The sequence below is a fragment of the Micromonospora sp. DT231 genome (genome assembly GCF_049847025.1).
GTDB lineage: Bacteria > Actinomycetota > Actinomycetes > Mycobacteriales > Micromonosporaceae > Micromonospora.
This window is the reverse complement of the sequence record NZ_JBNCNO010000002.1, coordinates 573,005-597,172: the sequence shown is the minus strand read 5'-3', so window position 1 is coordinate 597,172 and position 24,168 is coordinate 573,005. Positions and strand designations below refer to the sequence as shown.

Here is a 24,168-nt window from a genome sequence, read left to right as displayed (position 1 = left end):
GGTCGATCACGCCAACCACCCCGCCTGCACCGCCAGGAACGCCGCCATCACCAGCAGCGCGCCGGCCAGGATCGAGGTGGCGTACGAGCGGACGAAGCCGGTCTGCATCCGCCGGAGTCGACCCGAGCCACCGCCGACCGCGGCGGCGAGCCCGTTGACCAGACCGTCGATACCCCGGTTGTCGAGGTAGACGAGCGCCCGGGTGAGGAAGATGCCCGGCTTCTCGAAGACCGCCTCGTTCACCGCGTCCGCGTACAGGTTGCGCCGTGCGGCGGTGACCAGCACCCCGGCCGGCTGCGGTGCGGTGGCCGTACCGGCCCGGAACAGGAACCAGGCCAGCCCCGCGCCGAGCACGGTCACCAGCAGCGACAGCGTGGTGATCACGGCGTGCGAGAGGACCGCCTCGTGCTCGGCGTGCTCGCCGCCCAGGCCGGCGGTCGCCGTCAGCCAGTCCGGCACCGAGGTGGAGAGCAGGAAACCGGCGCCGACCGAACCGGCCGCCAGCAGGATCAGCGGGATGGTCATCAGCTTCGGCGACTCGTGCGGGTGCTCGATGTCCTCGGTCCAGCGCTTCGGACCGTGGAAGGTGAGCACGAACAGCCGGGTCATGTAGAACGCGGTGAGCCCCGCGCCGAGCAGCGCCGCCCCGCCGAAGAGCCAGGCGGTCCAGTCCTCCCGCTCGAAGGCGGCCACGATGATCGGCTCCTTGGAGAAGAAGCCGGAGAACGGGAACATGCCGATGATGGCGAGCCAACCCATCATGAAGGTCAACCAGGTGACCTTCATGTACGTCGACAGCCCGCCGAAGCGGCGGATGTCGACCTGGTCCTTCATCCCGTGCATCACCGAGCCGGCGCCCAGGAACATGTTGGCCTTGAAGAACCCGTGCGCCAGCAGGTGCACGATGGCCAGCGCGTACGCCCCGCCGCCCAGGCCGACACCGAGGAACATGTAGCCGATCTGGCTCACCGTCGACCAGGCGAGCACCCGCTTGATGTCGTCCTTGGCCGCGCCGATGATGCAGCCCATCAGCAGGGTGAGCGCGCCGACGCTGACCACCACGAGCTGGAGCGTCGAGTTGGCGGAGAAGACCGGGTTGGACCGGGCGATCAGGTAGACGCCCGCGGTGACCATGGTGGCGGCGTGGATGAGCGCCGACACCGGGGTGGGGCCCTCCATCGCGTCCGGCAACCACGCCTGCAGCGGGAACTGACCGGACTTGCCGGCCGCGCCGAGCAGGAGCAGCAGGCCGAGCACCAGCACCGTGGTGCTCGTCATCGCGCCGACGCCGTTGAACACCTCGTCGTACTGGGTGGTGCCCAGGGTGGCGAACATGATGAAGATGCCGATGGCCAGGCCGGCGTCGCCGACCCGGTTCATCAGGAACGCCTTCTTGCCGGCGGTGGCCGCGCTCGGCCGCCCGTACCAGAAGGAGATCAGCAGGTACGACGCCAGACCGACGCCCTCCCAGCCGAAGTACAACATCACGTAGTTGTTGCCCAGCACCAGCAGCAGCATCGCCGCGACGAACAGGTTGAAGTACGCGAAGAACCGGCGGCGGCCCGCGTCGTGCGCCATGTACTCCACCGCGTACAGGTGGATCAGGAAGCCCACCCCGGTGATCAGCAGCACGAAGACGGCGGCCAGCGGGTCGAACAGCAGGCCGAAGTCGACCCGCAGGTCACCGACCGCGATGAAGTCCCAGAGGCTCAGCTCGACCGACTTGTTCTCCAGGCCGCGAAGCTGGAAGAAGAACGTCAGGCCGAGCACGAACGCGGCACCGATGGCGGCGACGCCCAACCAGTGCCCCCAGCGGTCGGCCCGGCGGCCGAGCAGCAGCAGGACGGCCGCGCTGAGCAGCGGGATCGCCACCAGCAGCCAGACGCTCCCGAGCAGCCCCGTGGCCTGGGCGTATTCCACAGTCTCTTCCACCGGTGGACCCCTCTAGTACTTGAGCAGGTTGGCGTCGTCGACACTCGCCGAGCGTCGCGTCCGGAAGATGGACATGATGATCGCGAGTCCGACCACGACCTCGGCCGCCGCCACCACCATCACGAAGAACGCCATGATCTGACCGTTGAGGTCACCGTTGATCCGGCTGAAGGTGACCAGCGTCAGGTTGGCCGCGTTGAGCATCAGCTCCACGCACATGAACAGCACGATCGCGTTGCGCCGGATCAGCACCCCGGCGGCGCCGATGGTGAAGAGCACCGCGGCGAGCACGAGGTAGTAGGTCGGCTCGACCGAGAAGAACGATCCCATTACGTGGTTTGCCTTCCGTTCGCGACTGCGGGGCTCCGCTCCGCTGCACTCCTCGCGCTCACCGGTCCGTCCCCTTCAGAGCCGTCTCCTCGGCGGTCAGCTCGCGCTGCGGAAGGATCGCCGGGGTGCTGCGGTCGGTCAGGCGGCCGTCGGGCAGCCGGGCCGGGGTGGCCACCGACGAGGAGGTCGCGAAGACGCCGGGGCCCGGCTTCGGACCGGGGTAGTTGCCCGGGGCGAAGCGCGCCTTCATGGTCGACACCTGGTCGACCTTGTCCTGCTTCCGCCGCTCGACGTGGGCCAGCACCATCGCGCCGACCGCCGCGGTGATCAGCAGTGCCGAGGTCAGCTCGAACGCGAAGACGTACTTGGTGAAGAGCAGCCGGGCGATGCCTTGCACGTTCCCCTCCGTGTTGGCCTGCTCGAGGCCGACCGCGGTGGTCCCGTCCAGCGCCTGGTAGAGGCCGGTGGCGACCAGGCCGGCGAAGCCCAGGCCGAGCACGATCGCGGCGACCCGCTGGCCCCGCAACGTCTCGATCAGCGAGTCGGTGGAGTCCCGACCGACCAGCATCAGCACGAAGAGGAACAGCATCATGATCGCGCCGGTGTAGACGATGATCTGCACCATGCCGATGAACGGACCGGCCTGGAGCACGTAGAACACGCCCAGACAGAGCATGGTCAGCACCAGCCACAGCGCCGAGTGCACGGCGTTGCGCGCGGCCACCATCCCGATCCCGCCGATCAGCGCGAGCGGCGCGAGGATCCAGAAGGTGACCGCCTCGCCGCCGGACACCGAACCGGCGGCGGCGAGCACGGTAGACGTGGTCATGCTCCCTCTCCCTTGCCGGCCGCGGCCCGCTGGGCGGCCTGCTCGGCGCCCGGGAACGTCACGCCGGGGTGCTCCTCGACCTGGTAGCGGCCCGGACCCATCGGGGACGTCTCCGCACCGGCGGAGGTGCCCGGGTTGTCCAACGCGCCGACGTAGTAGTCCTTCTCGCTGTCACCGAGGCGCATCGGGTGCGGAGGCTGCTCCATGCCCTCCAGCAACGGCGCGAGCAACTGCTCCTTGGTGAAGATCAGGTCCTGCCGGTTGTCCCGGGCCAACTCGTACTCGTTGCTCATGGTGAGCGAACGGGTCGGGCAGGCCTCGATGCACAACCCGCAGAAGATGCACCGGGCGTAGTTGATCTGGTAGATGCTGGCGTACCGCTCACCCGGCGAGAAGCGCTGCTCGTCGGTGTTGTCGCCACCCTCGACGTAGATCGCGTCCGCCGGGCAGGCCCACGCGCACAGCTCGCAGCCGATGCACTTCTCCAGGCCGTCCGGGTGCCGGTTGAGGATGTGCCGCCCGTGGTAGCGCGGCGCCGACACCGGCGGCTTGAACGGGTAGTCGGTGGTGACGACCTTCCTGAACATGTGCGAGAAGGTGACACCGAATCCCTTGAACGTTCCGGTGATCGCGCCCACGTCACACCTCCCTGGAGTCCGAGCCGGCAACGATGTTGGCCGGCTCCCGCTCGGCGACCACGCGCGTGATGCGCGGGCTCGGTGGTACCTGAAGATCCATCGGTGGCAGCGGGAAGCTCCCGTACGGCCGGTTGTCGACCTGCTCCTGCGTCGTCGGCTTCGACTTCGGACGCCGGCTGGGCCAGAGGATCGTGACGAGCAGCAGGATGCCGGCCGGAATGCCGACGGCGATCAACTTGCCGCGCGAGTCCCAGTCCTCGATGGACCGCAGGCCCGACAGGACCAGGATCCAGACCAGGTTGATCGGCAGCAGCACCTTCCAACCGAGGCGCATGAACTGGTCGTAGCGCAGCCGGGGCAGCGTGCCGCGCAGCCACACGAACACGAAGACCAGCGCGATCACCTTGCCGAAGAACCAGAGCATCGGCCACCAACCGGAGTTGGCGCCCTCCCACAGGGTGATCGGCCAGGGCGCCCGCCAGCCGCCGAGGAACAGCGTGGTGGTGACCGCGGACATGGTTACCATCGCGACGTACTCGCTGAGCATGAAGAGCGCGAACTTCAGCGAGCTGTATTCCGTCATGAAGCCCGCGACCAGCTCGGACTCGGCCTCGGGCAGGTCGAACGGCGCCCGGTTGGTCTCACCCACGGTGGCGATGAAGAAGATGACGAAGCTGGGCAGCAGCAGGATCGCGTACCAGCCCGGCGCCGGGATCGTCTGACCGAAGACGCTCAGCTCGGTGCCGTGCGCCTGCTTCGCGACGATCCCGCTGGTGCTCATCGTGCCGGCGGTCATGAAGACCGCCACGATGGAGAGCCCCATGGCGACCTCGTAGGAGATCATCTGGGCGCTCGACCGCAGGCCGCCGAGGAGCGGGTACGTCGAACCGGAGGCCCAGCCGCCCAGCACGATGCCGTAGACGCCCATCGACGAGCAGGCCAGCAGCAGCAGCACCGCCACCGGCACGTCGGTGACCTGCAACGGCGTGTGGTGGCCGAAGATGCTCACCATCGGGCCGAACGGCACCACCGACAGGGCGGTGACCGCGCAGATCACCGAGATGGTCGGCGCGAAGAAGTAGACGACCTTGTCGGCCGCCTTCGGCAGGATGTCCTCCTTGAAGGCCATCTTCAGGCCGTCGGCGAGGGTCTGCAGCAGACCGAACGGGCCGACCTGGTTGGGGCCGGGCCGCACCTGCATGTAGCCGACCACGCGCCGCTCGAACCAGACACCCAGCAGGGTGGCCAGCAGGCCGAAGGCGAACGCGAAGACGATCTTGCCGAGAACCAGCCACCACGGATCCCGGCCGAAGTCGGCAAGCGTCGGATCCTGGGCCAGGAGTGACGGAGTCACTGGTTACCCCCGGAGTTGAGGAGCGGGAGACCGGTCTCGTCGGCCGCCACGCGTCCGGCCGGGATGGCCGTTCCCGTCGCGGGGACGGAGATCCGGACGACCGCGCCGGACGTCGCCCCGAGGCTGCGTCGCACGGTCGAGCCGGGTGAGTTGGTCGGCAGCCAGACAACGCCGTCCGGCATCTCGGTCAGCTCGGCCGGCAGGGTCAGCGCCCCCCGGTCGGTGCCGACCGTGACCGCGTCGCCGTCGGCGACACCGAGAGCGTCGGCGGTGCCCTTGCCCAACCGGACCACCGGCGGGCGAGCGGTGCCGGCGAGGTTCTCGTCGCCCTCGGTCAGGCTGCCGAGGTCCACAAGTTGGTGCCAGGTGGCCAGCACGGCCTCCCCGGCGCCCGGCTGCGGCACCCGGGCCGGCGCCACCGACGGCGAGGACGGCCGCGACGTACGCGTCGCCGGCAGCGCGCCCAACTCGCGACGCACGCTCGGCACGTCAGCGGTGCCGAGCCGCACGTCGAGCAGCGCGGCGAGCGCGTCGAGCACCCGACCGTCGGTCATCGCGGCGGTGGTCAGCACCGCCTCGAACGGGCGCAGCCGACCCTCCCAGTCCAGGAAGCTGCCGGCCTTCTCGGCCACCGGGGCGATCGGCAGCACCACGTTCGCCCGCCGGGTCACCGCGGTGGGGCGCAGCTCCAGGCTGACCAGGAACGGCACCGCGTCCAGGGCGGCCTCGGCCAGTCGCGGGTCGGCCAGGTCGGCCGGGTCGACCCCGCCGACGAGGAGCGCACCGAGCTGCCCGTTGGCGGCGGCGTTGAGGATGCCGTCGGTGTCCCGACCGGCCTGGCTCGGGATCACCCCGGCCGGGATGTCCCACGCCTCGCCCAGCTCGGCGCGGGCGGCCGGTTCGTTGACCAGACGTCCACCGGGGAGCAGGTTGGGCAGGCAGCCCGCGTCGACCGCGCCGCGGTCACCCGCGCGCCGCGGCACCCAGGCCAACTTCGCGCCGGTACGCCGGGCCACGTCCGCCGCCGCGGAGAGCCCGCCCGGCACACTCGCCAACCGCTCGCCGACGATCAGGATCGCGCCCGGCGCGCTCAGCGCCTCGGCGACCGTGGCGTGCTCGGCGAGCACGCTGGCCTCCTCGCCCGGCACGACCCGGGCCAGCTTGGCACCGAGCTTCTCCAGGCCGCGGGTGGCGAACGGCGCCAGCGCGTACACCGTCAGGGTCTTCTTCAGGTACGCCTTGCGCAGCCGCAGGAAGAGGATCGGGCACTCCTCCTCCGGCTCCAGGCCGACGAGCACCACCGCCGGCGCGTTCTCCACGTCGGTGTAGGTGACGTCGGTGACCCCGGCGACCGAGCTGGCCAGGAAGTCGGCCTCCTCGCGGGAGACCGGCCGGGCCCGGAAGTCGATGTCGTTCGTGTTCAACGCGACGCGGGCGAACTTCGCGTACGCGTACGCGTCCTCGACGGTCAGCCGGCCGCCGGTGAGCACCGCCGTGCCCTGCCCGCCCTCCCGGGCGGCGTGCAGCCCTTCGGCGGCCACGGTGAGCGCCTCACTCCAGGACGCCTCGCGCAGCTCACCGGTGCGCTCGTCGCGGACCAGCGGGGTGGTCAGCCGGTCGGTGGCCCGGGTGTACTGGAAGCCCCACCGGCCCTTGTCGCAGTTCCACTCCTCGTTTACCTGCGGCTCGTCGCCGGCCAGCCGGCGCAGCACCTTGCCGCGCCGCCAGTCGGTGCGCTGCCCGCAGCCGGCCGAGCAGTGCTCGCAGACGCTCGGGCTGGAGACCAGGTCGAACGGGCGGGCCCGGAACCGGTACTGGGCGCCGGTCAGCGCCCCCACCGGGCAGATCTGCACGGTGTTGCCGGAGAAGTAGGAGTTGAACGGCACGTCGCCGGCGTCGCCGTCCTCGCCGTACGCGTCGTCCCGGTAGATGTTGATCTCTTCGGCGGACGACCGGCCCATCAGGTCGATGAACTTGTCGCCGGCGATCTCCTCCGAGAACCGGGTGCACCGCTGACAGAGGACACAGCGCTCGCGGTCCAGCAGCACCTGGCTGCTGATCGCCATCGGCTTCTCGTACTCCCGCTTGTGCTCGTGGAAGCGCGAGTCGGTGCGGCCGGTGGACATCGCCTGGTTCTGCAGCGGGCACTCGCCGCCCTTGTCACACATCGGGCAGTCCAGCGGGTGGTTGAGCAGCAGCAGCTCCATCACCCCCTCCTGCGCCTTCTTGGCAACCGGCGAGGTGAGCTGGGTGCGGACCACCATGCCGTCGGCGACGGTCTGGGTGCAGGAGGCGACCGGCTTGCGCTGCCCCTCCACCTCGACCAGGCACTGCCGGCACGCGCCGGCCGGGGCCAGCAGCGGGTGGTCGCAGAACCGGGGGATCTCGGTGCCCATCTGCTCGGCGGCCCGGATCAGCAGCGTCCCCTTGGGGGCGGTGACCTCGACGCCGTCGATGGTGAGCGTGACGGTCTCGGTCTGCTTGGCTACGTCGGTCATCAGTGCGCCCCTACCAGGGTCTTCTCCGACAGCTTGGGTGCGGTACGTCCCTCGATGTAGTCGAGGTAGTCCTGCTTGAAGTACTTCAGCGACGAGGTCACCGAGCTGGTCGCGCCGTCACCGAGACCGCAGAACGAGCGGCCCAGGATGTTGTCGCAGGTGTCCAGCAGGGTGTCCAGGTCCTCGTGGGTGCCCTGGCCGGCGAGGATCCGCCGGTAGACCCGGACCATCCAGTAGTTGCCCTCCCGGCACGGGGTGCACTTGCCGCACGACTCGTGGTGGTAGAACTCCAGCCACCGGTACGTCGCGTAGACCGGGCAGTCCTGGTCGGAGAAGATCTGGGTGGCGGTGGTGCCGAGGATCGAGCCGGCCGCCGCCACGCCCTCGAAGTCCAGCGGCACGTCCAGGTGCTCGGCGGCGAGCAGCGGGGTCGACGAGCCGCCCGGAGTCCAGAACCGCAGGTTGTGACCGGGCTGCATCCCGCCGGCCAACTCCAGCAGCTCGCGCAGCGTGACGCCCATCGAGCACTCGTACTGGCCCGGGTCGACGATCCGGCCGGACAGCGAGTAGATCATCGGCCCGGAGGACTTCTCGGTGCCCATGGACTTCCACCAGTCGGCCCCACCGAGCACGATCGGCGGCACGCTGGCGATGGTGCCGACGTTGTTGACCACCGTCGGGCTCGCGTACAGGCCGTGGGTGGCCGGGAACGGCGGGCGCAGCCGGGGCTGACCCCGGAACCCCTCCAGCGAGTCCAGCAGCGCCGTCTCCTCGCCGCAGATGTACGCCCCGGCGCCGGAGTGCACCACCAGCTCCAGGTCGTAGCCGCTGCGCAGGATGTTGCGGCCGAGGTAGCCCTTGTCGTACGCCTCCTGGACCGCGTTGCGCAGCCGGCGCGCGGCGTGCACCGCCTCACCCCGGATGTAGATGTAGGCGCGGCTGGCCCGGATCGCGTACGACGCGATGATGACGCCCTCGACCAGCGCGTGCGGGTCGTGGGTCATCAGCGGCAGGTCCTTGCAGGTGCCCGGCTCGCCCTCGTCGGCGTTGACCACCAGGTAGTGCGGCTTGCCGTCGCCCTGCGGGATGAAGCCCCACTTGAGGCCGGTCGGGAAGCCGGCGCCACCTCGGCCGCGCAGCCCCGAGTCCTTGATCAGCTGGATCAGGTCGTCGGGGTGGGCCTTGAGCGCCTTGCGCAGTGCGGCGTAGCCGTCGAGCTGCTCGTACGTGCCGATGCGCCAGGCGTCCGGCGACAGCCAGCGCTTGGTCAGCACCGGAGTCAGCTTGGCCACGGTCTCCGGGCGGGGAGTGGTCACTTCTGGGCCCCCGTTTCGTTCGCGTCCGCCGGTCCGGCGCCGTCGGCGTCCGTGCCAGCCTTCGCTTCGGTGAGGTTGCGCTCCTGCGCCCCGGCCTCGTCGCCGGCGGGCTTGCCGTCGCCGGCCGGCCGGTTGGCCGCCACTCCGGCGGCCTCGGCCGACCGCGCGTCGCGCGGCTCGGGCGCGGTGCTGTCCGTCGGGACCTTGGTGCCGGGGGCGTCCGGCACCGCCGTGCCCGCGTCCGGCTGCCGGGTCTCGGCGGTACGCACCTGCGGCGACTTGTCGTCCGGTGCCTTCACGTCCGGGGCGGTGCTGCCGCTCGCGGCGGCGGCGGGAGCCGGCTCGCCGGCACCGGCGTTGCCGGGCGTCGGCGCGGAGGCGCCGTCCCCGCCCTTGACCGGGGCCGCGCTGGCCTCGACCGGAGCCGGCTTGGCGGCCTCGGCCTTCGCCTTCGCCTCGGCGGCGGCCTTGTCCGCCTCCGCCTTGCTCCGGATCGGGGTGTTCGGGTCGAAGCCCGGCACCGAGACGCCGTGCTGCTGGGCCAGCCGCAGCCCCCGCAGGGTCGGCTCGCCCGGCCCGCCGTCGGCGACCGCGCCGTCGCGCTCGTCGGCGAAACCGGCGAGCTGCACCGCCATCTCCTTGAGCGTGCAGAGCCGGGCGCCCCGGGTCGGCATCGGCCGCCCGCCCGCCCGCAGCTCGTCGACGACACCGACCGCGGTGGAGGCGTCCACGCCGTCGAAGAAGTCGTAGTTGACGGTCATCACCGGGCCGTAGTCGCACGCCGCCAGGCACTCGGCGTGCTCAAGCGTGATCGTGCCGTCGGCGGTGGTCTCGTCGTGCCCGACGCCCAGGTGCGCGGAGAGGGTGTCGTAGACCTCCTGGCCACCGAGCACGTTGCACATGGTGTTGGTGCAGACGCTGACCAGGAAGTCACCTGTCGGCTTGCGCTTGTACATCGTGTAGAAGGTGGCGACCGCGCCGACCTGGGCCTTGTTCAGCCCCAGCACCTCGGCGCAGAACGCGACACCGGCCGGGGAGACGTACCCCTCCTGGGCCTGCACCAGGTGCAGCAGCGGCAGCAACGCCGAGCGGGACCGGTCCGCCGGGTAGCGGGAGATGATCTCGCGCGCCCGCTCCCGGGTCTCTTCAGTGAAAACACTCATCGGTCACAACCACCCATCACCGGGTCCAACGAGGCGCCGCCGGCGATCACGTCGGCGATCAGACCACCCTCGGCCATCGCCGGGAGGGCCTGCAGGTTGACGAAGCTCGGCTCCCGGTAGTGCACCCGGTACGGCCGGGTGCCACCGTCGGAGACCGCGTGCACGCCCAGCTCGCCGCGGGGCGCCTCGATCGCGACGTACACCTGGCCGGGCGGGACCCGGAAGCCCTCGGTCACCAGCTTGAAGTGGTGGATCAGCGACTCCATCGACTGACCCATGATCTTCGCGACGTGCTCCAGCGAGTTGCCCATGCCGTCCACGCCGATGGCGAGCTGCGCCGGCCAGGCGATCTTGCGGTCGGCGACCATCACCGGACCCGGACGGAGCCGGTCCAGGGCCTGCTCGACAAGCTTCATCGACTCGCGGATCTCGGCGAGCCGGACCTGGTAGCGACCCCACACGTCACCGTCGGGGTGGGTCGGCACGTCGAACTCGTAGTTCTCGTAGCCGCAGTACGGCATGGTCTTGCGCAGGTCCCAGGCGAGGCCGGCGGAGCGCAGCACCGGGCCGGTGATGCCGAGCGCCACGCAGCCGGTCACGTCCAGCACCGCGACGTTCTTCGTCCGCTCGGTCCAGATCGGCTGGCCGGAGAGCAGGTCCTCGTACTCCTTGAGCTTCTTCGGCATCATCTTGAGGAACTCGCGGATCTTGACGATCGCGTCGTCCGGCACGTCCTGCGCCACACCGCCCGGCCGGACGTACGCGTGGTTCATCCGCAGGCCGGTGATGGTCTCGAAGATGTCGAGGATGTACTCCCGCTCACGGAAGCCGTACAGCATGATCGAGATCGCGCCCAGCTCCATGCCGGTGGTGGCCAGCCAGACCAGGTGCGACGAGATCCGGTTGAGCTCCATCATCAGCACGCGGATGGTGGTGGCCCGCTCGGTGATGTCGTCGGTGATGCCGAGCAGCTTCTCGACCGCGAGGGCGTACGCCGTCTCGTTGAAGATCGGGGCGAGGTAGTCCATCCGGGTCACGAACGTCGAGCCCTGAACCCAGTTGCGGTATTCGAGGTTCTTCTCGATGCCGGTGTGCAGGTAGCCGATGACGGAGCGGGCCTCGCGGACCGTCTCGCCCTCCAACTCCAGGACCAGCCGCAGCACCCCGTGCGTGGACGGGTGCTGTGGACCCATGTTGACGACGATCCGCTCGTCGTTGATCGGGTCGGTGCCCGAGACGATGGTGTCCCAGTCCCCACCGGTGACGGTGAAGACCCGACCCTCGTCGGTCTCGCGCTCACTCGCGTAGTTCGACGTCGTCACTGGTACGACCTCCGCTCGTTCGGCGGCTGGATCTCCGCGCCCTTGTACTCGACGGGGACACCGCCGAGCGGGTAGTCCTTGCGCTGCGGGTGGCCCTCCCAGTCGTCCGGCATGAGGATCCGGGTCAGGTTGGGGTGGCCGTCGAAGACGATGCCGAACATGTCGTACGCCTCGCGCTCCTGCCAGTCCGCCGTCGGGTAGATGGCGGTCACGCTGGGCAGGTGCGGGGCCGCCACGGAGACCGCGGCCTCCAGTCGGACCCGACGCCGGTACGTCATCGAGGTGAGCAGGTAGACCACGTGCAACCGGCGTTCGTCGGCGCCCAGGTAGTCCACGCCGGACACCGAGGAGCACAGCTCGAACCGCAGCGCCAGGTCGTCCCGCAGCACCTGGCAGACCTCGGCGATCCGCTCCGGGCGGACGTGCAGGGTCAGCTCGCCCCGGTCGACCACGACCTTCTCGATCGCGTCGGCGAAGGCCGGGTACGCCTCCTCCAACGCGTCGCGGACCTCGTCGAAGTAGCCCCCGTACGGCCGGGACGCCTCCTCGACGGGCTGGCGCTGGCGGACCAGGCCGCCGTAGCCGGACACGTCGCCGGTGCCCTGGTTGCCGAACATGCCGCGACCGGCCGGGCTGGCCGGCGGAAGCTCGGCGGGGGCACCACTTGTGGCGCCGGCCGGCGTGACCGGCACCGGCACCCCGCCGTCGGTGGGCTTGTCCGTGGGTGACGTCATTTGGGACCTGCCTGCGGGTGGAGGTGGTTCTGAGCGTTCATCCAGTTCTCGATCCGCAACTGCTCCTCGCGGCCCTCGCGGACCGCTCGGGTCCACTCGGCCCGGCGGGCCTTGTCGCTGCGGTACGAGGAGGGCATGGAGCCGTAGGGCACGACCGGAACGTCGCCGCGCTCCTGGCGGGCGGCCAGCATCTTGCGGCCGTTCGGGCCCAGCGGCTCATACATGATCTTCTCGCGGAGCTTGAGGATCGCGTCGATGAGCATCTCCGGCCGGGGCGGGCAGCCAGGAAGGTACATGTCGACCGGCACCACGTGGTCGACGCCCTGCACGATCGCGTAGTTGTTGAACATGCCGCCGCTGCTGGCGCAGACGCCCATGGACAGCACCCAGCGGGGCTCGGCCATCTGGTCGTAGATCTGGCGCAGCACCGGAGCCATCTTCTGACTCACCCGGCCGGCCACGATCATCAGGTCAGCCTGCCGGGGGGACGCCCGGAAGACCTCCATGCCCCAGCGGCCCATGTCGTAGTGCGGACCACCGGCGGCCATCATCTCGATGGCGCAGCAGGCCAGGCCGAAGGTGGCGCCCCACACGGACGACTTCCGGGACCAGTTGACCAGCTTCTCCACCGAGGTGAGCAGGACGCCGGCGGGAAGCTTCTCCTCGATGCCCATCTGACGTTCCTTCCTCAGTCCCAGTCCAGGCCGCCGCGCCGCCACACGTAGGCGTACGCAACGAAGACCGCGACGATGAACAGGACCATCTCCACGAAGCCGAAGATCGGCAGGGCGTCGAACGAGACCGCCCAGGGGTAGAGGAAGATGATCTCGATGTCGAAGACGATGAAGAGCATCGCCGTCAGGTAGAACTTGATCGGGAACCGGCCGCCGCCGACCGGCTGCGGGCTGGGCTCGATGCCGCACTCGTAAGCCTCGAGTTTGGCCTTGTTGTAGCGACGGGGACCGGCGAAGCGGGCGGCGCCGACGGAAAACAGCGAGAACGCCGCGGCGAGGGCGAACAGCCCGATGATCGGTGCGTAAGGCGAGAGCGTCATCGTTTTCTCCTGCTCGTCCTTCCCTGCCCTCGGTGCTTGACGAAAATCACACTATTCACGTCCCTCGCACTGGCAGTCGGCGGGGGTCGATCTTTGTCGGCGTCGGGGCTGTGACCAGCACCGATGCCGTCCTACTCAGACAGCCGGGGCGGCCTTCGTCATCGCGTTGATGACCCGGTCCATCGCGTCCCCGCCGCGCGGGTCGGTCAGGTTGGCCAACAGCTTGAGGACGAAACGCATCAGCGTCGGGTGCGGCATGCCGTGTTTGGTGGCGATCCGCATGATCTCCGGGCGGCCGATCAGCTTCACGAAGATGCCGCCCAGCCGGTAGTAACCGCCGAGGCGGGCCTTCAGCTCGTTCGGGTACGCCAGCAGCGCCCGCTCCCGCTCCGGGCCGGCCGGCCGGGCGAGGGCCTGGACCATGACCTCGGCGGCCAGCTCGCCGGACTCCATCGCGTACGCGATGCCCTCACCGTTGAACGGGTTGACCATGCCGCCCGAGTCGCCGACCAGCAGCACACCTCGGGTGTAGTGGGGCACCCGGTTGAAGCCCATCGGCAGCGCGGCGCCGAGGATCGGACCGTCGGCGTTCGTCTCGTCGGTCATCCCCCAGTCTTCCGGGGTGTTGGCGAGCCAGTCGGTGAGCAGCCGGCGGTAGTTGGTCTTGCCGAACGCGGAGGACGAGTTGAGCACGCCGAGGCCGACGTTTACCCGGCCGTCACCGAGGCCGAAGATCCAGCCGTACCCGGGCAGCAGGTTGTCGCCGCTGTCCTTGCTGCGCAGCTCCAGCCAGGACTCCAGGTAATTGTCCTCGTGCTTGGCCGGCGAGCGGTAGTAGCGGCGGACGGCCACGCCGATCGGCCGGTCCTCCCGCTTGGCCAGCCCGAGCGCGAGCGGGAAGCGGCCCGAGACGCCGTCCGCCGCGACGACGAGCGGGGCGTGGAACGTGGTCGGCTCCTTGCCCGGACCGACCTCCGCCTCGACGCCGGTGACCCGGCCGTCGCCGTCGAGCACCGGGCCCAGCACGTTGACGTTCGTGCGCAGCTTGGCGCCGGCGGCCACCGCCCGCTGGGCGAGCAGGTCGTCGAAGTCGAGTCTCGTGCGCACCAGGCCGTAGTTGGGGAAGCTGGCCAACTCGGGCCAGTCCAGTTCGAGGCGCACGCCGCCGCCGATGACCCGCAGGCCCCGGTTGTGCAGCCAGCCGGCCTCGGGCGAGGTGTCCACACCCATCCGGATGAGCTGGCGCACCGCGCGTGGGGTCAACCCGTCGCCGCAGACCTTCTCCCGGGGGAACTCGGTCTTCTCCAACAACAGCACCCGTACGCCGTGCCGGGCCAGGTGGTACGCAGTAGCTGATCCACCGGGACCGGCGCCCACGACAATGACGTCGGCGTCGTGTTCCACCGGGGTCATTCGCGCCTCCTCCCGCACGCTCGTGAAATGCTTCACAAGCCAGACGGGACGAGTGTATGACCGGCGTCATACCTGCGCAGGATCAGGGGTACCTAACTCGCCGATGTGACAGCCCTCGACCGTCCACAGCGGTCGGGTGTCAGGCCGGGCTGGAGGCGTCCAGACCCGCATCGACCCGGATTGCCTCCGGCAGATGCTCCCGGAGCGCGCCGCCCGCCGCCCGGTCCAGCGCCGCCAACACCTCGGCGACCACCTGCCGGACCTCCACCGGATCGGCTCCCGCCAACGCGCGCAGCTGCGCGACGAGTTCGGCCGCGTCGTCGTCGGTGGCGGCCACCGGGTCCGCCGGGTCTGCTCCGGTCATGCGGACGAGCGTACGGGGCAAAGTGGACTAAAGACCGATATTCACGAAATCTGAGCGATGTCCGCGTCGGTCTCGTCGACTACTCGCGGATCCCCCGGTGCAGGGCCACCACGCCACCGGTCAGGTTGCGCCACGCCACCCGACCCCACCCGGCCGCGGCGACCCGGCCGGCAAGCGCGGCCTGCGCCGGCCAGGCCCGCACCGACTCGGCGAGGTAGACGTACGCGTCGGGGTTGCTCGACACCGTCCGGGCGACCACCGGCAGCGACCGCATCAGGTACGACAGGTAGACCGTCCGGAAGACCGGGTTGACCGGGGTGCTGAACTCGCAGATCGCCAACCGCCCACCCGGCCGGGTGACCCGGGCCAGCTCCCGCAGGGCCGCGTCGGTGTCGCTGACGTTTCGCAGCGCGAAGGAGATGGTCACCGCGTCGAAACTGGCGTCGGCGAACGGCAGCCGCAGCGCGTCGCCGGCCAGCAGCGGCACCTCGGGACGGACCCGCTTGCCGGCGTACAGCATGCCCAACGACAGGTCGGCCCCCACCGCGTACGCCCCGGACTGCGCCAGCTCCCGGGTCGAGACGCCGGTGCCGGCGCCCACGTCCAGCACGCGCTCGCCCGGTCGCAGCCCGAGCGCCGCCCGGGTGGCCCGACGCCAGGACCGGTCCTGGCCGAAGGAAATCACCGTGTTGGTCAGGTCGTAGCGCTCCGCCACGCCGTCGAACATCGCGGCGACCTCGTGCGGCTGCTTGTCCAGACTGGCGCGCTGGCCCTGCGGGGAACGGCTCACCCCTCCACTCTGCCAGCCGCCCGCCAACCGGCGTCCATGGGGTGGTGCGGCACCCCCGGGTACGCGAAGGGGCGGGGTGGTCGCCCACCCCGCCCGCACGTCATGCCGGCTTCCGAACGCCGACTGCCAGCGCCGCCGTCAGTCGGTCGACTTCTCGTCGCTCGGGGCGACCAGGACGACCTTGCGCCGGCGGGAGAGCACCAGCAGCGCGCCGCCCACCAGCAGGATGACGGCGCCGATGCCACCGATCAGGCCGACCTGCACACCGGTGACCGGCAGGCCACCACCACCGGAACCGCCACCACCGGCGGCCGGCGACGTGCTCGTGCCCGGCGTCGGCGTCGCGCCCGGACCGGGCGTACCGCCCGGCGTCGGGGTGGCCGTCCCACCCGGGGTGGGCGTGGCGGTGGGCGTCGGGGTGGCCGTGGCGCTCGGCGTCGGCGTCGGGGTCGGCTGCGCGGTCAGGTCGACGAAGACGTCGAAGACCGCCTGGTTGTCGCCCTCGTCGACCTCGGTGAAGGCCTTCCGCTGGGCGCTGGTCGCCGGCTCGGGCTGCTCCTCGGCCTGACCCGTCGCGGCGTCCAGACCCTGCGCGACCAGCTCGCCGACCCGCAGCACCGGCTCGGTGACGTTCGCGCCGACCGTCACCTTGACGTCCGCCGTGTAGTACTCACCGGGCTTGATCACCGCGCCGTCGTCCTGGCAGAGCGCCTGGGCGACGCCGCCGAAGGTCTGCGAGGCGCAGGTCTCCGGGAGGGTGGCGAAGGTGACGCCGGCCGGGAGCGTGAGCACGTAGGACAGGCCGGTGGCCTTGCGGCTGCCGTCGTTGTAGACCGCCCAGTCCAGCGGCACCGTCTCGCCGCGCCGGACCGGCCGGAGGTTGGGGTCGTCGCCCTGGACGCCGTTCACCACGACGTTCGCGTAGACGTCCTGCACCCAGCTGGTCAGGTCGTAGCCGCGCTTGCCGACGGTGATGTCGTGCTCGACCCGGTTGTCCTTCTTCTTGGGGTCGGCGGTGGCCGACTTGATGGTGACCACGAGCGTGCCGGCCTCGCCGCGCGCGCCCTTGGAGAACAGCGGAATGCCGAAGTCCTCGCTGGTGCCGGCCGGCACGTCGCCGAGCGGGCAGGTGAACGTCTTGCCCTTCACCTGGCAGCCGTTGGGCACGACGACCCCGACCACGCTCTTCAGCAGGTTGCTGGTGTCCACGGTGTAGCTGACGCCCTTGGCGGCGACCGTGCTCCGGGTGTTGTCCACCAGGAACTTGAACGGCTTCGCCTTGGCCGCCTTGACGCCCATGGCCAACTCGGTGCTGAGCGGCACCAGTGCCAGATCGGCCTGATCGGCGGCCTGTGCCGGGGCGGCCACGGTGGCCAGGCCACCGGCCGCGAGCAGGGCCACCACGCCAGCGCGGGCCAGGGCCGTGCGGTGGAACGCTGTCATCGGTCCCCCGAGGGATAGGGATAGAAGAATTGATTGCGGAACGAGCGGACGCTATCGGAGGTCGATCACGCACGCCAGCGCCCGCAGCCCTTTTCATCCGTCCGGCCCGGGGTCCGCAGACGGTACGGGCGGGATGGTCACCCATCCCGCCCGTACCGCCGTGCGTTATATGAACGACCCGCAACGGGCCGATGGAGGACAGCCGACGAACGCCAATCAGACCACCCGCCACCAGCACGATCGCGCTGACTCACCGGTCGACGGTGGTGAGGGATACGAGCCGGGACGCTAGCCGCCGACGATCACCTTCACCACCCCGAAGCGGACAGCCTGACGCTGCGGCGACCGGGACCACCCGTACCGCCGGGGCGAGCCGGCGGGAGCATGAGCCTCGATCAACCGAACGGCCGGGCGTCGAGCCGCGTCAGTTGACCTCGACGAGCGGCAGGGATCGGCCCGCGCCACCGCCGGGAAGCGCGATCGAGGAGAAGTGCGAGACCACCCGATCGTCGGTCGGGTCGTCGGCAGGCGTGTGGTGCACGGCGAGCCGGTTGTAGAGGGTGTCGCGCTGCGCGGGGATCCGGTCCGCCGAGCGGATCATGCCGATCAGCTCGTGCAGGTTGGAACGGTGCCGCGCGCCGGCAGAGGAGATCACGTTCTCCTCCAGCATGATCGAGCCGAGGTCGTCCACACCCATGTGCAGCGAGAGCTGCCCGACGTCCTTGCCGGTGGTCAGCCAGGACGCCTGCAGGTGCGGCACGGTCTCGAAGAAGAGCCGGGCCACCGCGACGAGGCGTAGGTATTCCAGGGTGGTCGCCTGGGTGCGGCCCTTGAGGTGGTTGTTCTCCGGCTGGTACGTCCACGGGATGAAGGACCGGAACCCACGGGTGCGGTCCTGCACGTCCCGGATCATGCGCAGGTGCTCGATCCGCTCGGCGTGCGTCTCGCCGGTGCCCATCATCATGGTGGCGGTCGACTCGATGCCCTGCCGGTGCGCCAGCTCCATGACCTCCAGCCAGCGCTCGCCCGACTCCTTGAGTGGCGCGATCGCCCTACGCGGACGCTCCGGCAGCATCTCCGCGCCGGCGCCCGCGATCGAGTCCAGACCGGCGGTCTTGATCCGGGCGATGGCCTCGTCCAGGCTCACCCCGGAGACCTTCGCCATGTGCAGGATCTCGCTGGGGCCGATCGAGTGGATGACCAACTGCGGGTACGCCTGCTTGACCGAGGAGAACAGCTCCTCGTAGTACTCCACGCCGTAGTCCGGGTGGTGCCCGCCCTGGAGCATCACCTGGGTCGCGCCCAGCTCGACCGCCTCGCCACACCGGCGCAGGATCTCCTCGGTCGGGTGGGTCCACCCTTCCGAGTGCTTCGGCGCGCGGTAGAACGCGCAGAACTTGCACGCCGTCACGCAGACGTTCGTGTAGTTGATGTTGCGGTCGATCAGGTACGTGACGACGTTGTCCGGGTAGCGCCGCCGACGCACCGCGTCCGCCGCCTCGCCCAACCCGTGGAAGGGCGCCTCGGTGTAGAGCAGGAGGGCTTCCTCGGGCGTGATCCGCCCGCCGTCCGCGCCACGCTGCAGGATGTCGTCGATCTCCCGGCTCACCGTCACGCCCTCGAGCGTACGTCGGCGTCAACTCGTCGCGCGGACCTGGGGACGCTGATGTGATCCCCAACGGCGTCCTCAATATATTCCCAAGATCAGAATGTAACATTGGAAACCCGTTGACATCTTATGTGATCGGTCCGAAAATATTGTCGATGTTGAGGGAGGCGCGATATGAGCGACACGGACACCGCTCCGGGCATCGCAGCCCGCTGTCGAGCCGACGGCGGACTAACGCAAGCAACTCTCGGCGAGTTACGGGACGAGTTGGGCTACCGGAAGCTCGGCCGCTGGGTCCTCGCGGAGATCGCCGAGACACTCAGAGCGACAGGCCTCGGCTTCTTCCCTCCAGAACGACTCACTGCCGAACTCAACACCGAGCCGCGCCAGTGGCAGACGCTCTGGATTTACGTTCGGGATGGCGGGCCGCGGGCACGAGTGATCGATGCCGTGCTTCAGCCGGACGACTGCGATGTACGCGCAGAACTCGACGCCATCGGCACCAAGCACCCGACAGCGCTTACACCTCAGCAGAGGTTGGATCGAATCCGAGACATCCTCAACGCGTAGGCCAGGGTCAGCGACCACCACAGGAAGGGTCCACGCGCCATGAATGCGCACGTCTTCGTGGACGAGACGAAGGAGCGAGGGCTTCTCGTCGCGGCTGCGGTCGTGCTTCCGGCGGACCTGGCCGCTGCCCGCCGAACCGTTCGCGCCCTGATCCTGCCGGGTCAGCGTCGCATCCACTTCCACAAGGAGAAGGACGACCGTCGCCGGCAAATAATCGCCGCTGTCGTCACTCTGTCTGCCCACGCGGTGATCTTCGACGCAAGGAGACACCGCGACCCCAGGGCGGCCCGCGAGGCCTGCCTCGTCGAGCTCGTGGACCACGCAGCGAAGATCAACGCTGCACGCCTCGTCCTGGAGCGCGATGATTCGACATTCCAAGCCGACCGGCGTCTGCTCTTCGAGCAGGTGAGGAAGTCGGGAACGTCCGGCACCCTGCGTTACGACCAACTGAGAGCCCACGAGGAGTGCCTGCTGGCCATTCCCGACGCTTTGGCCTGGTGCTGGGCCAAGGGCGGACGATGGAAGACGTCCGTGCAGCGCGTCGTCAGAGAGGCGCGGCAGGTCTGACACGTCCCGGGAAACGCGAAACCCGGCTCACCCACCGTCCGGAAGGCTGCCGGGTCCACTTCCAAGGAGCTACTGCCCCTGGCATTTGCAGATTACCTTTGTCCGCAGCTTCCGGACAAGGTATTGGCCCATTCCATCGGGCACCTGACAGCGAGGTTCACAAGAAAGTTGTCCACCCCTCAGACAGACCCTCTTTGGCGTTGTCAGGCGTCGTAGTCGACGGTGAGCCGATCGGTGGTCGGGCTGGACTGGCAGGTGAGGACGTAGCCGGCGGCCAGCTCGTCCGGCTCCAGGGCATAGTTGCGGGCCATCGAGACCGACCCGTCGACGACCTTCGCCTTACAGGTCGAGCAGACACCGCCCTTGCAGGCGTACGGCAGTTCGCCGCGCACCTTCAACGCGGCGTCCAGCACCCGCTCCTCGCGACCCATCGTGAAGCTCGACGACCGGCCGTCCAGCACGATGGTGACCTCCGCGCCGGCGCCCGCCTGGTCCGCCGGACGGCGCACCGGCTCCGGCGGCGCGTCGACGTGGAACAGCTCGGTGTGCACCGCCGACTCGGGCAGGCCGCGTGCGGTCAGCACGTCCCGGACGTCGACCACCATGGCGTACGGGCCGCAGAGGAACCACTCCTCGATCACGTCGCCCGGCACGATGGTGCCCAGCAACCGGCCCAGCCGTTCGGTGTCGATCCGCCCGGAGAGCAGCGCCGACTCGCCCTGCTCCCGGGAGAGCACGTGCACCAGGTGTAGTCGGGTGGGATAGCGGTCCTTCAGATCGGCCAGCTCCTCGGCGAACATCACCGTGTTCGCCGTGCGGTTGCCGTACACCAGGGTGAAGGTGCTGGCCGGCTCGACGGCCAGCGCGGTCGCGACGAGCGCGAGCACCGGCGTGATGCCGGAGCCGGCGACGACCGCGCCGTAGTGCCGCACCCGGTCCGGCGCGAACGCCGTGGTGAAGGTGCCCAACGGCGGCAGCACCTCGACCGTGTCGCCGCCCCGCAGCGCCCCGCAGGCGAACGCCGAGAAGGCGCCGCCGGGGATCTCCCGTACCCCGATCCGCAACCGGCCGTGCCGGGCCAGGTCGTCGGGGGTCGAGCAGATCGAGTACGACCGGCGCACGTCCGTGCCGTCCACACCGGCGGTGCTGGCGCCCCCGGCGCCGCCGGGAAGACGCACGGTGAGGTGCTGGCCCGCGCGGAACGCGAAGGTCTCCCGCAGATCCTCGGGTACGGCGAAGGTCACCGCGACCGCGTCGTCGGTGAGCCTGTCGACGGCGGCGACCGACAGCGGGTGGAAGACCGGCCGGCGGCGGACCGGGCGGGTGATGGTGACAGTCACAGCGCCTTCAGGTGGTCGAAGGGTTCGGAGCAGGATCGGCACCGCCACAGCGCCTTGCACGCGGTGGAGCCGAACCGGCTGACCTGCTCGGTCTCCGGTGAGCCGCACTGCGGGCAGCGGACCGCGAGGGTCAGCGGGACGACGCCGGCGGCGGGCACCGGGGCTGGCGGGGCGATCCCGGCGGCGGCGAGCTTGGCCCGCCCACCCGCGGAGATCCAGTCGGTGCTCCACGGTGGGCTGTAGACGGTGCGGACCTCGGCGTCGGGGTGGCCGGCGACCGCCAGCGCGCGGCGGATGTCGGTGCGGATCACGTCCATCGCCGGGCAACCGGTGTAGGTCGGGGTGATGGTGACGGTGACCCGACCGTTCGTCGGATCCTGCTCGACGGCCCGCAGGATGCCCAGCTCGTCGATGGTGATCACCCGGATCTCCGGGTCCACGACGCTGGCGGCCGCCTCCCGCGCGCTCACCGTGCCGCCGTTCGCGACCGCGGGGCTCGGCCCCGCTGCCACCGCGCTCACCAGGTCGCTCCGGGATGGGCGCGGTGCAGCACCTGCATCTCGGCGAGCAGGTAGGCCAGGTGTTCGGTGTGCACGCCGTCCCGCCCGCCGGCCGGGGCCCAGCCGCTCTCCGGTCGGGTGAGCGTCGCCTCGGCCAGCACCGCGCCGACGGTCTCGTCGAAAGCGGGCCGCAGGGTGGCCGGGTCGATCGGCGCCGCCGGGTCCGCGGCGAACAACTCGTGGGTGTACGGCCACACCTGGTCGACGGCGGCCTGCATGCGACCGTGCGACTCGTCGGTGCCGTCGCCGAGCCGCCGCACCCACAGCGCGCCGTGGTCCAGGTGGTACGCCGACTCCTTGCGCGCCTTCGCACCGATCGCGGCCAGGCGCTGGTCGGCGCAACCGGCAAGCGCCGTGTACAGCGGTAGCTGGTAGGCCGCCAGGAAGAACAGCTTCGCCATGGTCACCGCGAAGTCGCCGTTGGGCAGCTCGACCAGGAGCGCGTTGCGGAACTCGCGGTCGTCGCGCAGGAACGCCAACGCGTCCTCGTCCCGGCCCGCGCCCTCCAGCTCGCCCGCGTACGACAGCAGCAGCCGGGCCGCGCCAAGCTGGTCGAGGGCGATGTTGGCGAGCGCGATGTCCTCTTCCATCTCCGGCGCGCGGGTCGTCCACTCGGCCAGTCGTTGCGCCGCGACCAACGCGTCGTCGCCGAGGGCGAGTGTGAAGTCGTACGGCCCGTTCACGCCGCCACTCCATTGCTGGGCCTGTTGCTTCGCGCGCTCACAGGTGGGCCACCCCGTCCGGCACCTCGTAGAAGGTGGGGTGGCGGTAGACCTTGTCGGCGGCCGGGTCGAAGAAGGCGTCCTTCTCGTCCGGGCTGGACGCGGTGATCGCGCCGGCCGGCACCACCCAGATCGACACCCCCTCCTGACGGCGGGTGTACAGGTCCCGGGCGTTGCGCAGGGCCAGCTCCGCGTCGGGGGCGTGCAGGCTGCCGACGTGGGTGTGCGACAGCCCACGTCGCGCCCGGACGAAGACCTCCCAGAGCGGCGAGTGTTCGGTAGTCACGCGGCCACCTTCTCCTTCTGTTGCGCCCGCTTCGCGGCGTACGCCGTGGCGGCGTCGCGGACCCAGGCGCCCTCGGCGTGCGCCGCCCGGCGGTGGGCCATCCGCTCCCGGTTGCACGGGCCGTTGCCCTTGATGACCTGCATTAGCTCGTCGTAGTCCGGCTGGGTGTAGTCGTACGCCTGCCGCTCCTCGTTCCAGCGCAGGTCCGGGTCGGGGAGGCGGACGCCGAGGATCTCGGCCTGCTGGACGCACATGTCGACGAAACGCTGCCGCAGATCGTCGTTGGAGAAACGCTTGATCTTCCAGGACATCGACTGCGCCGAGTGCGTGGAGTCGCCGTCCGGCGGGCCGAACATCGCCAGCGACGGGTACCACCAGCGGTCCACCGCGTCCTGGGCCATCGCCTGCTGCGCCGGCGTGCCGTGCGCGAGGGTGTGCAGGATCTCGTAGCCCTGCCGCTGGTGGAACGACTCCTCCTTGCAGACCCGGATCATCGCCCGGGCGTAGGGGCCGTACGAGCAGCGGCACAGCGGCACCTGGTTGACGATCGCCGCGCCGTCCACCAGCCACCCGATGGCGCCCACGTCGGCCCAGCTCAGGGTGGGGTAGTTGAAGATCGAGCTGTACTTCTGGCGGCCGTCGAGCAGCAGTTGGACCAGCTCGTCGCGGCTGATGCCGAGGGTCTCGGCGGCGGCGTAGAGGTAGAGGCCGTGACCCGCCTCGTCCTGCACCTTGGCCAGCAGGATCGCCTTGCGTTTGAGCGACGGCGCCCGACTGATCCAGTTGCCCTCCGGCTGCATGCCGATGATCTCGGAGTGGGCGTGCTGGGCGATCTGCCGGATCAACGTCCGGCGGTACGCGTCGGGCATCCAGTCACGGGGCTCGATCTTCTGCTCGGCGTCGACCACCTCGGCGAAGTACGCCGCGAGGTCCTCGTCGGGCGCGGGTCCGCCACGTCGGCCGCGTGCCGCCGCCGCGCGGAGCTCCGCCTCGGCGGCCTCGACCTCGCCCAGCAGGCCGGCAGCGGGCGCGTCGCCCGCAGCGGCGTCCGACGTGTCGGTCGGGGTCGGGAAGTCGTTGCCATACATGGGACAAGTGTTACAGCTTGCGACCCAAGAAACCAGAGCGTGTAACAGGAATCCGTGGATCCGATCCGTAACGGAATGAGTGCTTTGCGCTACCTGGACCGGGCGATGTCACCGTGACCTGGGCCACGATGCGAAGACGAATTTGTACAACTGCCGCATAACGTCTCCATATCCGGCCTTTATCTCCTGTTGCCTGGTGTCGGACCCTGGCGGGTCCGCAAACCGGACGTAGACTTTCCGCCGGCA

The 24,168-nt window shown here is 70.0% G+C and carries 24 protein-coding genes; 2 read left to right on the top strand and 22 right to left on the bottom strand.

Annotated features, from left to right (window positions below; genetic code table 11):
• Window positions 1–6: 6 nt before the first annotated feature.
• From nuoL to mqnC, 17 genes are all read right to left on the bottom strand, one after another.
• Window positions 7–1,932 (bottom strand): NADH-quinone oxidoreductase subunit L, encoded by a 1,926-nt coding sequence (gene nuoL / locus ACPXBU_RS07640; RefSeq protein ID WP_393365611.1) that lies wholly within the window; start codon window positions 1,930–1,932, stop codon window positions 7–9.
• A 12-nt stretch (window positions 1,933–1,944) separates the two neighbouring features.
• A complete protein-coding gene (nuoK, locus tag ACPXBU_RS07635; RefSeq protein ID WP_238684800.1) occupies window positions 1,945–2,262 on the bottom strand; it encodes an NADH-quinone oxidoreductase subunit NuoK in 318 nt (105 codons plus the stop codon).
• Between the two features lie 58 nt (window positions 2,263–2,320).
• Window positions 2,321–3,091 carry an NADH-quinone oxidoreductase subunit J gene (locus ACPXBU_RS07630; RefSeq protein ID WP_425757367.1) on the bottom strand — a complete coding sequence of 257 codons (771 nt, stop codon included), beginning with the start codon at window positions 3,089–3,091 and terminating at the stop codon, window positions 2,321–2,323.
• Window positions 3,088–3,729 carry an NADH-quinone oxidoreductase subunit NuoI gene (nuoI, locus tag ACPXBU_RS07625; protein WP_357484594.1) on the bottom strand — a complete coding sequence of 214 codons (642 nt, stop codon included), beginning with the start codon at window positions 3,727–3,729 and terminating at the stop codon, window positions 3,088–3,090. The genes ACPXBU_RS07630 and nuoI overlap by 4 nt, the downstream gene beginning before the upstream one ends.
• Window position 3,730: 1 nt before the next feature.
• Window positions 3,731–5,083 carry an NADH-quinone oxidoreductase subunit NuoH gene (gene nuoH / locus ACPXBU_RS07620; RefSeq protein WP_393365607.1) on the bottom strand — a complete coding sequence of 451 codons (1,353 nt, stop codon included), beginning with the start codon at window positions 5,081–5,083 and terminating at the stop codon, window positions 3,731–3,733.
• Window positions 5,080–7,581 (bottom strand): NADH-quinone oxidoreductase subunit G, encoded by a 2,502-nt coding sequence (locus ACPXBU_RS07615; RefSeq protein WP_393365606.1) that lies wholly within the window; start codon window positions 7,579–7,581, stop codon window positions 5,080–5,082. Before ACPXBU_RS07615 ends, nuoH begins: the two co-directional genes overlap by 4 nt.
• A complete protein-coding gene (nuoF, locus tag ACPXBU_RS07610; RefSeq protein ID WP_357372903.1) occupies window positions 7,581–8,897 on the bottom strand; it encodes an NADH-quinone oxidoreductase subunit NuoF in 1,317 nt (438 codons plus the stop codon). Before nuoF ends, ACPXBU_RS07615 begins: the two co-directional genes overlap by 1 nt.
• The gene (gene nuoE, locus ACPXBU_RS07605) at window positions 8,894–10,060 is read right to left on the bottom strand and encodes an NADH-quinone oxidoreductase subunit NuoE (protein WP_425757364.1); all 1,167 of its coding nucleotides are present in this window, start codon (window positions 10,058–10,060) and stop codon (window positions 8,894–8,896) included. Before nuoE ends, nuoF begins: the two co-directional genes overlap by 4 nt.
• On the bottom strand, window positions 10,057–11,382 hold the full coding sequence (locus ACPXBU_RS07600) for an NADH-quinone oxidoreductase subunit D (protein ID WP_393365602.1): 1,326 nt from the start codon (window positions 11,380–11,382) through the stop codon (window positions 10,057–10,059). Before ACPXBU_RS07600 ends, nuoE begins: the two co-directional genes overlap by 4 nt.
• On the bottom strand, window positions 11,379–12,116 hold the full coding sequence (locus ACPXBU_RS07595) for an NADH-quinone oxidoreductase subunit C (protein ID WP_393365600.1): 738 nt from the start codon (window positions 12,114–12,116) through the stop codon (window positions 11,379–11,381). The genes ACPXBU_RS07600 and ACPXBU_RS07595 overlap by 4 nt, the downstream gene beginning before the upstream one ends.
• The gene (locus tag ACPXBU_RS07590) at window positions 12,113–12,790 is read right to left on the bottom strand and encodes a NuoB/complex I 20 kDa subunit family protein (RefSeq protein ID WP_030486262.1); all 678 of its coding nucleotides are present in this window, start codon (window positions 12,788–12,790) and stop codon (window positions 12,113–12,115) included. The genes ACPXBU_RS07595 and ACPXBU_RS07590 overlap by 4 nt, the downstream gene beginning before the upstream one ends.
• Before the next feature lie 14 nt (window positions 12,791–12,804).
• Entirely contained in the window at window positions 12,805–13,170 is a 366-nt protein-coding gene (locus ACPXBU_RS07585; RefSeq protein WP_074316036.1) for an NADH-quinone oxidoreductase subunit A, read from the bottom strand.
• Window positions 13,171–13,305: 135 nt separating this feature from the next.
• A complete protein-coding gene (locus ACPXBU_RS07580; protein WP_393365598.1) occupies window positions 13,306–14,583 on the bottom strand; it encodes a geranylgeranyl reductase family protein in 1,278 nt (425 codons plus the stop codon).
• Window positions 14,584–14,722: 139 nt separating this feature from the next.
• Complete coding sequence (locus tag ACPXBU_RS07575) at window positions 14,723–14,947, bottom strand: hypothetical protein (protein ID WP_393365596.1); 225 nt, start codon at window positions 14,945–14,947, stop codon at window positions 14,723–14,725.
• A 79-nt stretch (window positions 14,948–15,026) separates the two neighbouring features.
• Window positions 15,027–15,737 (bottom strand): demethylmenaquinone methyltransferase, encoded by a 711-nt coding sequence (locus ACPXBU_RS07570; protein WP_393365595.1) that lies wholly within the window; start codon window positions 15,735–15,737, stop codon window positions 15,027–15,029.
• A gap of 138 nt (window positions 15,738–15,875) precedes the next feature.
• The gene (locus tag ACPXBU_RS07565) at window positions 15,876–17,180 is read right to left on the bottom strand and encodes a cell wall anchor protein (RefSeq protein ID WP_425757360.1); all 1,305 of its coding nucleotides are present in this window, start codon (window positions 17,178–17,180) and stop codon (window positions 15,876–15,878) included.
• Between the two features lie 424 nt (window positions 17,181–17,604).
• Window positions 17,605–18,795: a cyclic dehypoxanthinyl futalosine synthase gene (mqnC, locus tag ACPXBU_RS07560; RefSeq protein ID WP_393365593.1), complete on the bottom strand. Its 1,191-nt coding sequence runs from the start codon at window positions 18,793–18,795 to the stop codon at window positions 17,605–17,607.
• Between the two features lie 168 nt (window positions 18,796–18,963).
• Here mqnC and ACPXBU_RS07555 point away from each other — a divergent pair, with 168 nt between their 5' ends.
• On the top strand, window positions 18,964–19,359 hold the full coding sequence (locus ACPXBU_RS07555; RefSeq protein WP_425757357.1) for a hypothetical protein: 396 nt from the start codon (window positions 18,964–18,966) through the stop codon (window positions 19,357–19,359).
• Window positions 19,360–19,398: 39 nt separating this feature from the next.
• Window positions 19,399–19,926 carry a hypothetical protein gene (locus tag ACPXBU_RS07550; protein ID WP_425757355.1) on the top strand — a complete coding sequence of 176 codons (528 nt, stop codon included), beginning with the start codon at window positions 19,399–19,401 and terminating at the stop codon, window positions 19,924–19,926.
• A 203-nt stretch (window positions 19,927–20,129) separates the two neighbouring features.
• Here ACPXBU_RS07550 and paaE read toward each other — a convergent pair whose 3' ends face one another.
• The 5 genes from paaE to paaA are packed head-to-tail and all read right to left on the bottom strand — an operon-like array spanning window position 20,130 to window position 23,922.
• Entirely contained in the window at window positions 20,130–21,266 is a 1,137-nt protein-coding gene (gene paaE, locus ACPXBU_RS07545) for a 1,2-phenylacetyl-CoA epoxidase subunit PaaE (protein WP_425757353.1), read from the bottom strand.
• Window positions 21,263–21,736: a 1,2-phenylacetyl-CoA epoxidase subunit PaaD gene (gene paaD, locus ACPXBU_RS07540; protein WP_393367048.1), complete on the bottom strand. Its 474-nt coding sequence runs from the start codon at window positions 21,734–21,736 to the stop codon at window positions 21,263–21,265. Before paaD ends, paaE begins: the two co-directional genes overlap by 4 nt.
• A gap of 47 nt (window positions 21,737–21,783) precedes the next feature.
• Window positions 21,784–22,509, bottom strand: a complete 726-nt coding sequence (paaC, locus tag ACPXBU_RS07535) for a 1,2-phenylacetyl-CoA epoxidase subunit PaaC (protein ID WP_425757351.1) — start codon at window positions 22,507–22,509, stop codon at window positions 21,784–21,786.
• Window positions 22,510–22,546: 37 nt separating this feature from the next.
• Complete coding sequence (paaB, locus tag ACPXBU_RS07530; RefSeq protein WP_355027413.1) at window positions 22,547–22,834, bottom strand: 1,2-phenylacetyl-CoA epoxidase subunit PaaB; 288 nt, start codon at window positions 22,832–22,834, stop codon at window positions 22,547–22,549.
• The gene (gene paaA / locus ACPXBU_RS07525) at window positions 22,831–23,922 is read right to left on the bottom strand and encodes a 1,2-phenylacetyl-CoA epoxidase subunit PaaA (RefSeq protein ID WP_393365588.1); all 1,092 of its coding nucleotides are present in this window, start codon (window positions 23,920–23,922) and stop codon (window positions 22,831–22,833) included. Before paaA ends, paaB begins: the two co-directional genes overlap by 4 nt.
• Between the last annotated feature and the right edge of the window lie 246 nt (window positions 23,923–24,168).

Excerpts from the sequence above, each read along its gene's own strand:
- nuoK (WP_238684800.1), bottom strand. The coding sequence starts at position 2,262 with ATGGGATCGTTCTTCTCGGTCGAGCCGACCTACTACCTCGTGCTCGCC.
- ACPXBU_RS07630 (WP_425757367.1), bottom strand. The coding sequence starts at position 3,091 with ATGACCACGTCTACCGTGCTCGCCGCCGCCGGTTCGGTGTCCGGCGGC.
- ACPXBU_RS07615 (WP_393365606.1), bottom strand. The coding sequence starts at position 7,581 with ATGACCGACGTAGCCAAGCAGACCGAGACCGTCACGCTCACCATCGAC.
- nuoE (WP_425757364.1), bottom strand. The coding sequence starts at position 10,060 with ATGAGTGTTTTCACTGAAGAGACCCGGGAGCGGGCGCGCGAGATCATC.
- ACPXBU_RS07595 (WP_393365600.1), bottom strand. The coding sequence starts at position 12,116 with ATGACGTCACCCACGGACAAGCCCACCGACGGCGGGGTGCCGGTGCCG.
- ACPXBU_RS07590 (WP_030486262.1), bottom strand. The coding sequence starts at position 12,790 with ATGGGCATCGAGGAGAAGCTTCCCGCCGGCGTCCTGCTCACCTCGGTG.
- ACPXBU_RS07585 (WP_074316036.1), bottom strand. The coding sequence starts at position 13,170 with ATGACGCTCTCGCCTTACGCACCGATCATCGGGCTGTTCGCCCTCGCC.
- ACPXBU_RS07580 (WP_393365598.1), bottom strand. The coding sequence starts at position 14,583 with ATGACCCCGGTGGAACACGACGCCGACGTCATTGTCGTGGGCGCCGGT.
- ACPXBU_RS07575 (WP_393365596.1), bottom strand. The coding sequence starts at position 14,947 with ATGACCGGAGCAGACCCGGCGGACCCGGTGGCCGCCACCGACGACGAC.
- ACPXBU_RS07565 (WP_425757360.1), bottom strand. The coding sequence starts at position 17,180 with ATGACAGCGTTCCACCGCACGGCCCTGGCCCGCGCTGGCGTGGTGGCC.
- ACPXBU_RS07555 (WP_425757357.1), top strand. The coding sequence starts at position 18,964 with ATGAGCGACACGGACACCGCTCCGGGCATCGCAGCCCGCTGTCGAGCC.
- ACPXBU_RS07550 (WP_425757355.1), top strand. The coding sequence starts at position 19,399 with ATGAATGCGCACGTCTTCGTGGACGAGACGAAGGAGCGAGGGCTTCTC.
- paaA (WP_393365588.1), bottom strand. The coding sequence starts at position 23,922 with ATGTATGGCAACGACTTCCCGACCCCGACCGACACGTCGGACGCCGCT.